We start from the raw sequence: 15,648 nt of genomic DNA, 5'->3' as shown, positions 1-15,648 counted from the left end.
CTTTTTCCTCATAGATTGATCTCAATAACAAACACGACTTGAGGTAATCTTTATGTTTTCAACCTGCGCTGAACAATGGGCAAATGACACGTTTCAACATGCGGAATTAGGTGATAAACGCCGTACCAACCGCCTGGTGAAAGTGGCCTGTTCGTTGGCTAACCATATAGGACAATCGCTCGTGCAATCTCTTGACTCTCCTGCCGATGTTGAAGCGGCCTACCGACTGACCCGAAATTCCGCCATTGCGCCTCAGGCCATCGCCGAAGCCGGATTTACCGCCACCGTCGCTCACGCTCAACGTTATCGTTGCCTGTTAGCGCTGGAAGACACGACAACCCTGTCATTTTCCCACGCGTCGGTCGCCGATGAACTCGGCTATACCACCTCGACGGAAAAATCCCGGGGCATGCAGGTACACTCGGTGTTGTTATTTGCGCCTGAAGAACAACAGGTCGTGGGGTTGATAGAGCAACAGCGCTGGTGTCGAGATGTCAGTGATTATGGCAAAAGCCGACAACGCGACACACGCCCTTATGAAGGGAAAGAGAGTTATAAGTGGGAACGGGCCTCACAAGCCGTCGACAGCCGGTTAGGGGAGCAGATGGCCAACGTGATTTCTGTCTGTGACCGTGAAGCCGATATCATTGAATATCTGCGTTATAAAACGAGCCAAAAACACCGTTTCGTCATCCGTTCGATGCAAAACCGGCGTATTGAGGAAAGTCAGGATAAACTTTATGACTTTATCAGCCAGTTACAGAGTGCTGGAGAACGATTAGTTCAGATCAGACAGAAAGGCGGGCGTCAGGCGCGTGTCGCGCATTGTGATATCCGTTATGCCGAAGTGACGTTGAAAATCCCCGAAGGAAAAAGCGGTGAAGCGGTGCGGATATTTTATGTCGGTTGCTACGAAAAAGGTCCGGAGGATGGGCTTTGCTGGCATCTTCTGACCTCCGAACCCGTCAACAGTCAGGAAGACGCCCATAAAATATTCAGTTATTACGAGCGCCGCTGGCTGATAGAAGAATTTCACAAAGCGTGGAAAACGGGCGGCACGCAGGTAGAAGCGCTGCGTATGCAAAGCAAAGATAATCTGGAGCGGATGATAGTGCTGCTGGCCTTTATTGCGGTACGGATACACCAGCTGCGTTTTAAGGGTCTGAACAAAGAAGAAGCAGAGAAAGAGAGCTGTGAGACAGTATTAAGCCCCCTGGCGTGGAAATTACTGTGGTCAAAACAAGAAAAATGCCGTGTGCCGAAAAAAGCCCCGAGCTTGCATTGGGCCTTCATCAATCTGGGAAAACTGGCCGGCTGGTACGATTCCAAACGCACGGGTCGAGTCGGATGGGAACGACTTTGGGAAGGTTGGTTTCGGCTGCAAACCCTGATAGACGGCTATTTGCTGGCTAAATCAGTTGATTTGGAGATCTGATCAAGAGACAGGCAAAAGCCGGGGCCCGGCATGTCGGGAAAATCGCCTCGGGTAAAACGATTTCCTGCGCCAAAACCGCCTTTAAAGAAACCCGGGGGGTGAGACGTTACCGGGAAAGCACCAAAAAATTCTTCACCGGCGACCCGATTGACGTCACCACCGGCCAGCTCTTCGACCAGCGCACCGATATCACCCTCGGCCAGACCCTGCCGCTGGTGTTTCTGCGCAGCTGGGCCCCCGGGGAACAGGGCTTACTGGGGCCGGACTGGACCGACAGCTTCTCCGAATGCGCCCGGGTCACCGGGTAGAAATCTGCATTAACACCTGATTGCATCAACGATGGTAAAAGATCTAGCGGACTAATCAGCCAAAAAGGTGATAACGGCTGAACGGGTATTTAAGCGTTAACAGAACGAGAAAATAGCCTAGAAGAGCAATGATATGAATTGATTTTAGCGTTAAATCACATTAAGTGTTATTTCAACTTTAAAATGTCACCCAATCCTGCAATATTGGAATGTCACCTTCAGGTGTTAATCTGAGATTCTGCATATTGTGTGGGAGGATGTGCGTGCTTCTTGAAACAATAAAATCCCTAGAGTGCAGCCTTCACGACGCCCGACGGCATGACAAAACATGGCTCGAGAAGATCCTCCATCCTGATTTTCACGAAATAACTCGCTCAGGTTACTTAGTTGGCCGCACTGAAACGATTGACGCCCTGATAACTGAAAATAGTACTAATTGCATCGCAAGTTCCGACTTCCAGCTGACGATAGTGGGAGAAATGAGCGTTATTCTGCTTTACAGAACTCACAATCAGGACGGTAGCCATGCAACACTGAGGTCATCAACCTGGGTATTTTCTGATGAACATAATTGGCAGCTGATCTTTCATCAGGGAACATCGTGTAGCTTATCTTCAGGAGCGTCTGGTTAGCTCGTTCTGCTCGCTCTTTGCCCGCGAACTGTTGACGCAGATGAGTTCTATGCCCAAATCATGCAATACGCGGCCAAACTGGGTTGTGCCGATATTCCTGTTTTCAGGTTGACTGCCCCTGAATATTGCGTGTTTATCGCACTCCATCACACGAAGTTTTAGCAATTCAGGCTGACGGTGGTTGCCGGGTTTTCCGCGGCAGAGACTGGCAATGCCTAAGTGTCGATAGCGGTTTACCAGACACTGAACTTGAAATTCTGTAAGTTCCAGTTGTGAAGAGGCATCGCAGACGCTTCTTTTGAATTATTTATCAAAGGTGTTAACCATTTTCTTAGGTAAAGAAGCATCCACAAAAGTCATTAGATATGTTGGTTCTCAGGTAAATGAATTTTGGGAAGAAATAGCAAATTAAATGATGTTAAGTCCGGAAAGATCTGCATGATCTTCCTACCTTCTTATAATCTATCTTGGTGAATACCCACGGTAAGCCAGTGCCGACTGGGGCTTATAGATTACATCCTTGATCCAAACAACGAGTAGTTCTGCCCTGACAGCCGGTGATCGTGGTTTTATAGAGAGCCTGAACAATCAAGCGAAAGTAGCTATAGCAACAGCGTTTACAGATACCACAGTTGAGAAGGAAAAATTTGCCTAATTGGCCTTTATAAATCAGTAAAAAAGTTGTCTATAAAAATGACTCACCGAAATGAAGTGGGCCATTTTTTTGTAAATTTTTATTCAGAAACTATTTATGAGTTTTATTTGTTAATGCTTTTATTAGTCAAATCCACCATGTTTAATTATTTTCACCGTAATTCTATATTGTTTCTATATGATCATATTAAGAAATTAATTTATCATCATGAATTTAAATAAAAAATGCAGAAACCATTGATAGGCTATTTTTTCGTACAAGTTTTTATTAGCAAAAATTAATATAATTATTAGGATAAAGCCGATCAACACATATTCAATGATTTTGAACCCATCTTTCTATATGTCCTCACTCGACTGGCTAGTCCGTTTACTCTCTCATCAGTGACTCAGCCAGGGCAAACTCATACTAATGTGAGCAAAAGTATTTTTACTACAAAGTAATTAATTTTTTATTTGATGTTGTAGATCGCATTTTGGTGATCAAAAGAGGCGCTATTATGTATTAGTAAAATCGCTTAACGGCGGATAAAGATAAAACCGCACTCTATTTGCCCGTATAACGATGAAACTTGCCATTCAATCTTAATCATTACTATTCATTCAGAGGTCTATTATGGGCAGTACCGGGAGTGTAAGTGCGTGGGATGAAGCATTATTAATTGCGGCTATTCAATATCCTGTTCCTGTGATTAAGAGACCTGAAGATATTCAGGTTCAGGTGCAGCAAATCTGTAAAACGATAGATTCAACTAAAGCCGGTTATCCTGATCTGGATTTAATTGTATTTCCTGAATATTCTGCTCAGGGGTTGAATACTAAAATCTGGACCTATGATGAAATGTTGTTATCACTGGACAGTCCAGAAGTTGATAGTTTTCGCCAAGCTTGTATTCGCAACGATATCTGGGGCGTGTTTTCGTTAATGGAGCGTAATGAAGATCCATCACAGCCACCTTATAACACGGCGATCATTATTAATAACAGTGGTGAGATTGCGCTGCATTACCGCAAGTTGCAGCCTTGGGTGCCAATTGAACCTTGGATGCCGGGCAATCTAGGCATGCCGGTCTGTGAGGGGCCTAAAGGTGCAAAATTGGCAGTGTGTGTTTGTCATGATGGAATGTTTCCTGAGCTGGCGCGCGAAGCAGCCTATAAAGGCTGTAACGTTTTTATCCGCATTTCCGGTTATTCTACTCAAGTCAACGACCAGTGGATCTGGACCAACCGCACTAATGCCTGGCAGAACTTAATGTATACCGTATCGGTTAATCTGGCAGGCTACGATGAGGTTTTTTATTATTTCGGTGAAGGTACAATTTGTAATTATGACGGTAATATTATCCAGCAAGGGCAACGTAACCCTTGGGAAATTGTTACCGCCGAGCTGTTCCCACGTCTGGCAGATAAAGCCCGTGAGAACTGGGCGTTAGAGAACAGTATTTTTAATCTCGGTTGTCGAGGTTATGTTGGTAAACCCGGTGGAGAGAGAGCTAATTATTTGACTTGGGTGCGTGATCTGGCAAATGGTGAATATAAACTGCCTTGGGATGAAAACATCCGTATTCGTGATGGTTGGAAATATTATCCAAAAGGTGTGAAATTGGGACCATTACCGAAAGTTGATAATTGACTGCTCAATCTGGTATTTTCCTGATGTGAAAGGTATTGTGGAAATATAGGATATAATGATTATCGGATTGGTCGTGATATTTTTTTCTTCATTATGTCCTATATTTATTTACCTGAATCATTTTTTAAATTTAAAATATTATAAATCTCTTATCGGATAATTATTATAAAAATTTTCTCTTTCATTATATTCTGATTGATTCAATTTATTACCACCAAGTTCAAAAAAGCTGAGTTCCGTTAATTACAGAACCCAGCCATTATTTTTCTATCACTCATTAGCAATATAATAGAAACAGTTTACCTGCCAGAATTAATCATTATCAGCATAGCTTTTTCAATGCTGAGATCAATTTTTGGATACCTAATTCAACTTTACTACGGGGGCATCCTGCATTAAAACGAAGGAAACCATTGCCAGCTTCACCATAAATTCTACCCGGCATAATAGCAACTTTCTCTTCATGGACAAGTAACTGCTGTAACTTATCATCATCAATATGCAGATTACGCAAGTCGATCCAGGCCAAATAAGTCGCCTGTGGCGGCTGCCAGTTCAGTTGTGGAAATACTGCATTCAGTTCCTGAGCAATATAATTCAAGTTACCACTCAGATAATCGCGTAATGCATCAAGCCAAGGTTGCCCTTCCCGGTAAGCCGCAATATGGGCTGATATCGAGAAAATAGCAGGAGAAGATAATCCATAACGCTGCATTAATTGATGAGAACATGCCGCACGACTATGATCATCATAAATAAAACCATAAGCCCCCGTCAGCGCAGTAAGATTAAATGTCTTAGATGCCGAAGTGATTAATGCCCAGCGAGTCGTAGCAACTTCACTCCAGGGAATATGTTTCGTTTCTCCCCTGAGTATATCCATATGAATTTCATCACTGATGACACTGACATTATAACATTGACACAATTCAGACATAGTTTTAAGTTCAGAATGACTCCAGACTTTGCCAGTTGGATTATGTGGACTGCACAGCAATAATATTTTTGTTTCCGGTTGAGATAGCAAGGCTTCAAGTTGATCCATATCACACACCCAATCATTGCCTTGTTTCTCAAATGGGCAAGAAAGTAGTTGCCGCTGGTTCCCTTGAATAATTTTATAAAAGTTATTGTAAGCAGGAGTATGGACGACAATACCTTCACCGGGTTCAGACCAGATTCGGATTAACTGTGAAACCATGTACATCACAGAAGGGCCATAAACCATCCAATTTGTATTGATTTCACAATTAAATTGTTGCTGATACCAATGACGTATAGCACCAAAAAATTCTTCATGCTGCCAGCTGCTATAACCCAATATGCCATGATCCACACGTTTCTGTAATGCCTGAATAACGCAGGGAGCAGTGGCAAAATCCATATCAGCGATAGTAAAAGGGAGGAGATCGTTAGCACCAAAAAGATCTCCAACATAGTCCCATTGAATACACCAAGTACCGCGGCGATCAATAGGGGTATCAAAGTCAAACATTATTTTCTCCCTTTAAATTAATGCATCAAGCTCATCTTTTACCGACAGAGCTTACGGCCCGATAACAATTTGTGAAGCATAATATCATCATGACTGATGGGGAAAGTATCCATCCCCAACATAATGGCTTTAACGGGTATTGTTAAATGTTATTTAATAAATAGCACCATGGATTATCTAGGGAAATCTCCTATCGTCGATATAAATTTCAGAATAAAGTCTAACATTTACCCTTTATTGGCTTAGCAGGCACATTACAACGACTTGAACAGTCATTAATAACCCCGGAATCATACATATATTAAGCAGAGAACAGGCAGAACCATAATATTAAAATTCTGCCAAAGGATAAGTGCATTTAGTTGAAGCTATTTTTATATTTTCAATAAACATCATTTTCATCTCGTCATGGAAAATCTTTCCAACTCCTATTTACAATAGTACCAATAAAGGTACAGAGGTAAGAAATTATTTTCTGTTCGAATTCTCCTATCAATTAATTTGAGTAATAATATTAATAATTCCAGTTGATTTATAAAGTGAAAAATATAAATATCTGATAGTTTCAAATTGATATTAATTATATATAGCCAAGTAATGCAGCTTTAGCTATTGCCTGAAATTTGTTTCTACAGCCAAGTTTCTTAACAATATTCATTAGGTGAAAATCAACTGTACCTTTAGTGACACAGATGGTTGCTGCAATTTCACTTGATATCATCCCATCTGCGGTATACCTTAATATTTCTAATTCTCTATTTGAAAATGAAGTTTCATCTATATAGAACGATTGCAAATATTTTGTGTTTGATGTCAAGTGTCTGATTATCCTAATATATACCCCTAAAATTTCTCCACTACATTTATACATTGTCTCGTTATCAATATGCCCGTCTTTCCCCGCAACAGAAAATATTCCGTAAGTCCCTGAAAATGCAGGCAATCTAAATGTGATCCCAGAACGAAACCCATGTTTCTGATTCACATACCAAAGTTCTTGTCCATTAGATTCTGAAAAAAAATCTAAGTCCCATACTTTTGAAAAAGAAGGTGGAACAGGCCGGAAATTTAGAACGGGATCAATCATCCAATACTTTTTTTCTATATAAATGTTTTTCCAAGATTCATGATAATTATCAAAAAAATACACTTCACGGTTAGATATAGGAAAGCGAGCCTTTAAGACAAGAGAGAACAAGCTAAACCCCGAGATTTTATTAATAATTTCACAAATTTCAGCAACAAAATGAGCATCTACATCTAATTCATGAAATTTATAGGGTGAGGTATATGTTCTATAAATATTCATTCAATGTCCTCTTGAAAATTAAGAATATTGATAGTAAATCCCAGTATTAATTATAGTAGCAAAACTCCCATTTAATAAAGAAAATAATCATTTACTGTTATACAGATGAAAGATATCTGGTAAGTCACAATGTACTATTCGTAAATAAGAGAAATTATATCAATATGATTGAAATTTTAATAATCAGACAAAACTATATATAGAAATATAATATATTCATGTGGAGAATATTAAACCATTTACAAAACAATATAAGCAACCATTCAACACATTAATCTAAAACTCTTCTATTTTATCTTTTATAACAACAAGTTAACTTAAATATTTAACTATATAAATCAACCCCTGATAAATATATCAGTAATTTTTCCGTATAAACTATGATTTATACCAGTGGATGTTTCAGTCTTAATAGTTAATTATTAAAAAAAAAGAAAATTATTATAATAATAACTAGCAATCGAAATAACCCTGCAATTTCCAATAGATAATTTAAGTATATAAAGAGGTATTATAATGAGTGAAGTAATTCAAGATCAAAACAATATTGTCACAGCCAGGAATTCTGTTATAGCCGATGTCACCTTTATTATTGATGTCGATTCAATTGTTGAATTTATTCATAATAACCAAATTAAGAATTCTCTGGACTCTAAAAATCCAATAACGATCAAGGAGTATGTATATATAGCGAGTTATACTCCCGCAGATGGAATGAGACTTAGTAGTTCATCTGGTGCTCGTATAACTGTTCCCGTTAATGCAAATATTAGATGGAGGGCTACAACTGTATCTAATAATTTCGACTATTCTATTATATTGTATAAGTTCCAAAAACTTAGTCTAGGAGAAGATGTCATCTCTCCTCCATCACAAATATGGTCACAGAACCCAACAGGTAAAAAAACGCCAATGATTCCTTCTGGAGTTAATGCGGGAGAGGATGAACCTAAACCCATTTTTGTTGAATCTCGAGATAGTTATTTTCAAGCAACGGCTCATAAGCTAGGTGTAGAACGATATACATGGTTTTTTGCCGCTTATGACGGTACAAAGCTCCTGGGTTATTATCGATACGATCCATATGTTGAAGTAACTAATAGTTAAGTATCTGTAGCTTCCTACTGGAAAATTATCAAAATAGTTTTCCAGTATTTTATCAATTTACCCAAACATATAAATAGCTTTCCATAATACTGATACACCTATGCCTTTTGTTTTCTTTTTGAACAACATTGGTTCTGTAGCCTATCTCATTGATTCTACAGACCACTTGGATGAAAAGGCTGTATATCTTGGTACACAAGGGCTGGTTGGAAGTGGAGCATAATTATGAAAACTTATTTATAATAAACACCTAACTATATAAAAACAAAACTTAATAATATTATTATCTTATAAAATAAAACTTCCAGCAACATAAGTAAAATTTATTTCCAGCCACCAATTCAACAATCTCCAAATAATTATTCTTTTCTCAATCAAAACACTCTTCTTTCTATCATCCATTTATCTAACGAAAATCACTTATAAAAACTATTACATCAGGAATTATCATTTTATAAGCCAAATAACACTGAACTAAAATTTAGTTTATTATTACTTATTTGGCTTAACCCTTCCTTTCTTTAAGAATCTTCCTAATGGCATCATCCTATTACCCATCAAAATCACTATCGGTTACTCATTCCACTTAAGTCAATTCATTAATAAGCAATAAAATAAGTATTCTTATTAACTTATTATTATCTGCATAACCAATTAATTGAAATTTATAATAGAAAATCGAGATGTAACAGAAACGCTACTCGTTAATCAGAGCATGATATAACCAAGAGTATGCTTTAATAACGAATAAGTTAGCCAATACGCATGCAATTACCTATCAGGCTAAAACCGTATATTTTTGTTTTATGGAATAAAATATCATCCTTATCGGTGAATGTATGATAAAAAGAATATCTATTTTAATATTGTGTGCTATTTCCTTTCAAATAACCGCTTCACCAGCAGAGTTAAATGATAATCTGCCGATGACTGAAGCCAGGAGAACGTTGCAAGATAGTTCCCGGGAAATTAACCAACTGATAGAACAACGCCGATATCAGCAATTAAAACAACAGGCTAATACAGTCCCTGAGTCAACGCCTGCGCCGGTACTGCCGGAATCCAGACAGTGTCTGCCGTTAACAGGTGTTTATCTGAAAGGGATCTCGCTTCTTTCTGTTCGGGAGTTAAATACTCTCAGCGCTTTGTCCCCAGAGTGTATCAGTAGTCATGATATCAATCGACTCAGCCATGAGCTGACGAAGTTGTATATCAGTAAAGGCTATGTTACCGCCCGTATTCAGTTTATTGCTCCCGATGCCAACAGAGAGTTAGGGCTAAATGTTATTGAAGGATTTATTGAGAAAATCGAAGGGGGCAATCGTTGGGTTAACAGCAGTATGTTATTCCCCGGTCTGGAAAAGCAGCCCCTGAATATCACGCAACTTGATCAGGGTTTAGATCAGGCGAACCGGTTACAGTCCAATAAAACCACTCTGGATATTTTACCGGGGACAGTTAATGGTGGCTCAGTCGTTAAACTGCATAATCAGCACAGTAAACCCTGGTTGCTGAATATCACCACTGATAATTATGGACAGAAAAGTACCGGGAAATGGCTGGCCCGTACCAATGCCAGTTTTGATAGTCCATTCGGCTTATCCGACTTTATCAGCCTAAATGTCAGTAGTACGTTGGATAGCCCATCCAATCGCTACAGCCGCGCGGCTACTCTTATCTATTCAGTGCCCTACGGCGCAGCAACATTCAGTGGATTTGGTAGTTATTCCCAATATGCCAGTCATCCCCATTTGCAAACCAAAACCGTAAAAATCTACGGGAATACTCAGCAAATTGGGATGCGTTCTGATTTTGCCTTCTATCGCAATCAATCTCAGATTAATACCGTCAGCGGGCAGCTTATTTATAAGAATTACAACAATTACATCAATGACACCAAGATCGGTGTCAGCAGCCAGACGCTGAGTGTGTTTGAACTCGGGGTCAATCATTTACACATAATCCCCACCGGTTTAATCACCCTAAATCTGAGTGTTGAACAGGGTTTGCCTTGGTTTGGCGCCCAAACCGCCACAACTTATCTTGATAGGCAATTCACCAAAGGTAAGTTGATGGTTAACCTGCATCAGCGTTTTATGCTGTTCAATTCATCTTACCAACTCAATAACCTGCTTTATGGGCAATACAACCGGCACGGCCTACCCGGCGTTGAATGGCTGAATATTACTGATCGCAACGCGGTCCGGGGGTTCAGCAAAAACACACTATCCGGGGATAACGGCTGGTATCTGCAAAATACGTTGTCCCGCAACTTCCTAATTGCTAACAGTACGTTATCTGTACGTATCGGTATTGATGCCGGCCAGGTTAAAGGCTATCGCAGCCCTCAAGGCTGGCAAAGCAGTGCGGGATTCAGTTCTGGCGCCACGCTGAGATACCAGCACATGGTATTCGATATCGAAGCCAGCCGTGGAAAATTGCTTTCCAACAGTAACGCATCCGATGAACCCGTGCAGGTTCTGACCCGTTTTTCTTACACCTTTTGATGGTTTTTAGCAGTGCCCAACGTTGTACACAGTAATATAACTAAATATAGAGAGACTCATGTATGAAAAATAAAAAATTCAGGTTATCCCCTACCGGCAAGCTTGCCGCTTCTATGGCAATCATCCTTGTTTCCTGCTCCACCGGCTTTGCCAATGAAATCGTTGGTGGTGGCGATCAGGCACATCGTCCCGATATTTTATCTATCGAAGGTAAAGCAACTGTTGTGAATATCGTGACGCCCTCCTCTTCCGGGTTGTCACATAACCAATATCTGGATTATAACGTCGGCCAGTTGGGCGCCGTCCTGAATAACGCTCTGGAGGATGGGAAATCACAATTAGCAGGCCAGCTCACCGCTAACCCCAATTTAAATGGTCAAGCCGCTAGCCTGATTCTCAATGAGGTTATCAGCAGGAACCCTTCCCTGCTATTAGGTCAGCAGGAGGTGTTTGGTATCGCAGCAGATTATGTGCTGGCAAACCCAAATGGCATTACCTGTAATGGATGTGGTTTTATTAATACTAACCGCGCTGCTCTGGTCGTTGGTAATCCATTGGTAGAACAGGGTAATTTACAAGGTTTCAGCACTTTTGATAATCAGAATAGTCTGAGAATTAAATCCGATGGCTTAATCGCCAACGCGGTTCTTGATCTTATTGCCCCTAAAATTGACAACCGGGGAACTGTCACCGCTCAAAAAGAGATTAATGCTATCAGTGGTGAAAATAAAACCTCCGCCACGGGAGAAGTGCGCGATTCTCAGCAAAAATTAACCGGGGTGTTGGATAGTTATTATCTTGGCAGTATGCAAGCCGGGCGCATTCATTTGCTGAATACCGCCAAAGGCAGCGGGGTAAATCTGCAAGGCTCTCTTACCGGGAATGACAAGATTCTTGTTGATTCTCACGGCAACCTTAATTTAGAAGCCGCACACCTGCAAGGTGGCGATGTTGAGCTTCTGGGCAACAATATTCAGGTAAAAGGTAAAGTCAGCGAATCAAAATATAGCCGTGACGGTAGTCATAATTACCAAAGCTATTTCCGCAGTTCTTATACCAATGACAGTAAAAGCAGCCAGTCACTGGCCCGTACTAAACTGGAAGGCAAAAACATCTCATTGGTTGCCAAGAACAATAACCAGATGACGGCCACAGATATAGTGGGCGACGATGTTAGTCTGAGTGGCGCTAATCTGACTTTAGACGGGCAGCAATTAATTCAATCCACTAAAAATGTCGATAACCAACGGGGTTATTCCTGGCGGCATGAGGTTACTCAGGAGAGTGAAAAACAACATCAGTCAGGGAATACGATAAAAGCCCGGCAGAATGTCAATTTAAACGCCATTGAAGGTGACGTTAAGGTCTTTGGCAGCCAAATAGATGCCAAAGATAAACTGGCTATTACAGCAAAAAAAGATGTGCAGATTGCTGGTCTGATTGAAACAGAGAAAACATCAGAAAAAGGTTACAAGAAAAATCACACAGCTAAGTTGCAAACGGGAAGTTGGGAAGAGAGTAAACAAACTCAGCGCCTGATTGCCAGTGAATTGCAAGCAGGTGGTGATCTTGATATTAAGGCCGGAGCTCAGGCCGAACTGCTTGGAACAAAGGTTCACGCAGGTCAGAAACTGACACTGGAAGCCGGTAAACAACTGCAAATCAATGTTCAGAAAATTGCTGACAGCCGTGCTGTACGTGATGATAAGCAATACTGGGGCGGTATCGGCGGCGGCGGTAATAAAGATAACAGTGAGTTAAAAGAAACCAGTCATGCGTCAGAACTGACCGCCAATGGACGTTTATTGCTGTCAGGTCAGAAGGGGATATCCATTACCGGCAGCAAAGTAAAAGCAACTCAAGGTGCTTTTGTGCATGCTAATAGTGGCAAGTTAACTATCGACAATGCTGTCAGCCATCTCAATCAGAAAATTGATGAACGAACGGGTACCGTATTCAACATCACCAACAGCTCACAAAGAACCAGTAGCAATCAACAGAAATCTCATGGCAGCGAGTTGGTTTCCGAGGCTGATCTCAAATTACTCGGCGATGAAGATCTGAATGTGGTTGGCAGTCTGGTGCAAAGTACCGGTGCCCTTAGCCTGAATACATCCGGTAATATCAACATACTCTCCTATGGCGAGCAAAAACAGGTTGATAAGCAAAACACTTCTCTGGATCTGCAAAGTCAGTTCCAGCAAAAGGGAGACAAGCAGTATCGCGCCGGCGTGGGTATTGCACATACCAGCAACGGCCAGAAAAATCAGACGACAACACAGCAAGTTTCTACGTTGAGTGGGGAGAGTATCACTATTGATACTGATAAAAACGTCACCCTCAGTGGTTCCAATCTGGTGACGACCAAAGGTGATGCTAAGATCACCGGCGCAAATGTTCATCTGTTAGCCGCGAATAATAAAAAATCTGAAGAGAAATCTCAGAGTAAAAAGCACGTTGGTGTCTATCTTACCGGAGGAATCGATAAAGTGGGCTCCGGTATTCATGGTGGCTATGAAGGTAATAACAATAATCATACCCGCACCACCGCCGTTGTTTCCGGTTCGCAGATCGCAGGTGATTTGAACATTAAAGCCAGCGGGGAATTGGTTCAGGAAGGTGCAAGCCATAAAGTCAATGGCGCTTATACTGCTGAGGCAGGCAAAGTCAGCAATCTGGCGGTATCCAATACTGAATCAAATTCCAACAGTAAATTACAGGTTGGCACGGATATTGGCGTCAATATAGATTATAGCGCTGTCACCCGTCCGGTTGAGAAAGTAGTGAAAGAGCCCGTAAAATCAGCTCTGGATGGCACATTCGCCAAGAAAGGCACACCCAATCTGGGAGCGGATATTGCAGCCAACGGCAGTAGCATCCAGACAGCCAGCAAAAAGTCCGACGCTGTTGTGACATCTGTCCAGGCCAGCAATGTGGTTATTAAAACCAATGGCGAGCTGTATGATCAGGGCACTCAATATCACGCCAGCCAGGGTAATGTCACGCTGAAAGCCGACAGCCATACCAGTGAAGCAGCACAGAATCACCGCGAAAATAGCCACAGTGAAACCAGCGGCAATGCTGACCTGCGTGTCTATACCACCACCGGCAAAGATATCTCTGCTAACGGTAAAGGCAAAGGCGGCACACAAAGCAGTCATACTTCCACAACCGAAGCAGTCACCAGCCGAATTACCGCAACAGATGATATTGATATCCATGTCGAGCGAGATGCTAAATATCAGGGTACATCTCTGAATGCCGGCGCCGGCAAAGCCAGTGTAGATGCTAAAGGTGATATCCATTTTGATAACGCCACCAACAGCACGACGAAAACAGCAACCGGTTATAACGGTGAAGCATCAGCTAAAGGAGGAACCACCCCAGAAGGCAAGAATATTCATATCGGTCTTGGCGGCGGTTACAACACTGATAGCAAAAACAGCACCGCAGCTCAGGTAAGTGAGATTGGCGGTAAGCAAGGTGTCAATCTGAGTGCGGGCAATAACCTGACACTGAAAGGTGCTGAAGTGACAGGTAAGCAGATCGATCTGAATGCCAAACAAGGAAATATCGAACTGGTATCTGCTCAGGATCGGATTAATAACGACAGTTGGGAATTGAACCTGAAAGGCAGTGGCGATAATGCAAGCTCGGTTAAAAAAGCTGAGGATGACAGTACAACCACCACCACAAAACATAACTTTGGCGGGGAAGTCAAAGCGGGTGTTGATCGCCTGCAAGCAACAACCCAGCATAATAGTCATATTAAGGGTGAAAATGTCGTTATCAACAGTGGTGGTGACACGATAGTAGGCGGAGCACGAATAGATGCTGATCAGGTAAAAGGCAATATTGGCGGTGACTTGCGTGTTGAAAGCCGAAAAGATACTGAGCATGGGTTAAATGTCGGTGTTGATGCCGGTATTAATTACACGAAAGAATCTAAAGTCAAAAGTGGTGACATCCCCAAAGATGAAGCAACTAAGGATAATGCACCTCAAGATGAAACCTCTAAAGACGATGTGTCGAAAGATGATCCATCGAAAAATACAACAGAAGAACCACAGCAGAAAGGATTACAAGAAAGACTAACCTCCGCGTTTAATAGCCTTAATAATATTAAAGGGATTAATGGTGTTACAGGTAAATTCAAAAGTAATGTCGATATTAAAGATCGGGAAACAGTCAGTGAACAATCGGTAATTTCCGGTAATCAGAGCGTTAATCTGGATGTAAAAGGAAATACACATTTGATTGGTGGTCAGATTGGTAGTGCACAAGGTAATGTCACTCTTAACACCCAAAATGTGGAACAACAATCTGTCACTGGCTATGACAATAGCAAAGGCGGCAGCCTTGTATTACCTGATTCTGTTGGCGGAATTATTAAGGAAGTCCAGGAAGATGTACTGTCCGGTAAAATACCTTTGGTGAAAACCTATAGCAATGAAACTGAAAACGGCACAATTAATGGCGAAATAATTAACCGTAAATCTCATTAATTTGTTATTAGTTAATCTGAGCTATAGTTAAGAAGGGAGCTAAATGCCTGAGGCACGATCAGA

The 15,648-nt window shown here is 41.3% G+C and carries 9 protein-coding genes; 7 read left to right on the top strand and 2 right to left on the bottom strand.

Features of this window, described 5'->3' with window-relative positions; genetic code table 11:
• Positions 1 to 52: 52 nt before the first annotated feature.
• From VY86_RS09660 to VY86_RS09650, 4 genes are all read left to right on the top strand, one after another.
• The gene (locus VY86_RS09660) at positions 53 to 1,435 is read left to right on the top strand and encodes an IS4 family transposase (RefSeq protein WP_046973493.1); all 1,383 of its coding nucleotides are present in this window, start codon (positions 53 to 55) and stop codon (positions 1,433 to 1,435) included.
• A 98-nt stretch (positions 1,436 to 1,533) separates the two neighbouring features.
• Positions 1,534 to 1,743, top strand: a complete 210-nt coding sequence (locus tag VY86_RS09655) for a DUF6531 domain-containing protein (RefSeq protein WP_046974804.1) — start codon at positions 1,534 to 1,536, stop codon at positions 1,741 to 1,743.
• 209 nt (positions 1,744 to 1,952) lie between these two features.
• Positions 1,953 to 2,375, top strand: a complete 423-nt coding sequence (locus VY86_RS25805; RefSeq protein ID WP_338012148.1) for a nuclear transport factor 2 family protein — start codon at positions 1,953 to 1,955, stop codon at positions 2,373 to 2,375.
• 1,270 nt (positions 2,376 to 3,645) lie between these two features.
• Complete coding sequence (locus VY86_RS09650) at positions 3,646 to 4,662, top strand: formamidase (protein WP_046974803.1); 1,017 nt, start codon at positions 3,646 to 3,648, stop codon at positions 4,660 to 4,662.
• A 322-nt stretch (positions 4,663 to 4,984) separates the two neighbouring features.
• Here VY86_RS09650 and VY86_RS09645 read toward each other — a convergent pair whose 3' ends face one another.
• Both VY86_RS09645 and VY86_RS09640 read right to left on the bottom strand, forming a co-directional pair.
• Positions 4,985 to 6,157 (bottom strand): MalY/PatB family protein, encoded by a 1,173-nt coding sequence (locus VY86_RS09645; protein ID WP_046974802.1) that lies wholly within the window; start codon positions 6,155 to 6,157, stop codon positions 4,985 to 4,987.
• A 580-nt stretch (positions 6,158 to 6,737) separates the two neighbouring features.
• Complete coding sequence (locus VY86_RS09640) at positions 6,738 to 7,466, bottom strand: LuxR family transcriptional regulator (protein WP_046974801.1); 729 nt, start codon at positions 7,464 to 7,466, stop codon at positions 6,738 to 6,740.
• Between the two features lie 516 nt (positions 7,467 to 7,982).
• Between VY86_RS09640 and VY86_RS09635 the strand changes: the two genes are divergently transcribed.
• The 3 genes from VY86_RS09635 (at position 7,983) to VY86_RS09625 (ending at position 15,585) form a co-directional block, all read left to right on the top strand.
• Positions 7,983 to 8,573 carry an AidA/PixA family protein gene (locus tag VY86_RS09635; RefSeq protein ID WP_046974800.1) on the top strand — a complete coding sequence of 197 codons (591 nt, stop codon included), beginning with the start codon at positions 7,983 to 7,985 and terminating at the stop codon, positions 8,571 to 8,573.
• An 839-nt stretch (positions 8,574 to 9,412) separates the two neighbouring features.
• Entirely contained in the window at positions 9,413 to 11,080 is a 1,668-nt protein-coding gene (locus VY86_RS09630; RefSeq protein ID WP_046974799.1) for a ShlB/FhaC/HecB family hemolysin secretion/activation protein, read from the top strand.
• Positions 11,081 to 11,142: 62 nt separating this feature from the next.
• Positions 11,143 to 15,585, top strand: a complete 4,443-nt coding sequence (locus VY86_RS09625; RefSeq protein ID WP_046974798.1) for a hemagglutinin repeat-containing protein — start codon at positions 11,143 to 11,145, stop codon at positions 15,583 to 15,585.
• Positions 15,586 to 15,648 lie beyond the last annotated feature (63 nt).

Origin of the sequence: Photorhabdus thracensis (assembly GCF_001010285.1) — a bacterium.
In the GTDB taxonomy this organism is placed as follows: Bacteria; Pseudomonadota; Gammaproteobacteria; order Enterobacterales; family Enterobacteriaceae; genus Photorhabdus; species Photorhabdus temperata.
The sequence above is the reverse complement of the archived record's forward strand: the minus strand, read 5'-3'. Positions and strand labels throughout refer to the sequence as shown.

Coding starts and splice junctions, on each gene's coding strand:
- VY86_RS09635 (WP_046974800.1), top strand. CDS start 7,983: ATGAGTGAAGTAATTCAAGATCAAAACAATATTGTCACAGCCAGGAAT.
- VY86_RS25805 (WP_338012148.1), top strand. CDS start 1,953: ATGTCACCTTCAGGTGTTAATCTGAGATTCTGCATATTGTGTGGGAGG.
- VY86_RS09660 (WP_046973493.1), top strand. CDS start 53: ATGTTTTCAACCTGCGCTGAACAATGGGCAAATGACACGTTTCAACAT.
- VY86_RS09640 (WP_046974801.1), bottom strand. CDS start 7,466: ATGAATATTTATAGAACATATACCTCACCCTATAAATTTCATGAATTA.
- VY86_RS09645 (WP_046974802.1), bottom strand. CDS start 6,157: ATGTTTGACTTTGATACCCCTATTGATCGCCGCGGTACTTGGTGTATT.
- VY86_RS09650 (WP_046974803.1), top strand. CDS start 3,646: ATGGGCAGTACCGGGAGTGTAAGTGCGTGGGATGAAGCATTATTAATT.
- VY86_RS09630 (WP_046974799.1), top strand. CDS start 9,413: ATGATAAAAAGAATATCTATTTTAATATTGTGTGCTATTTCCTTTCAA.
- VY86_RS09625 (WP_046974798.1), top strand. CDS start 11,143: ATGAAAAATAAAAAATTCAGGTTATCCCCTACCGGCAAGCTTGCCGCT.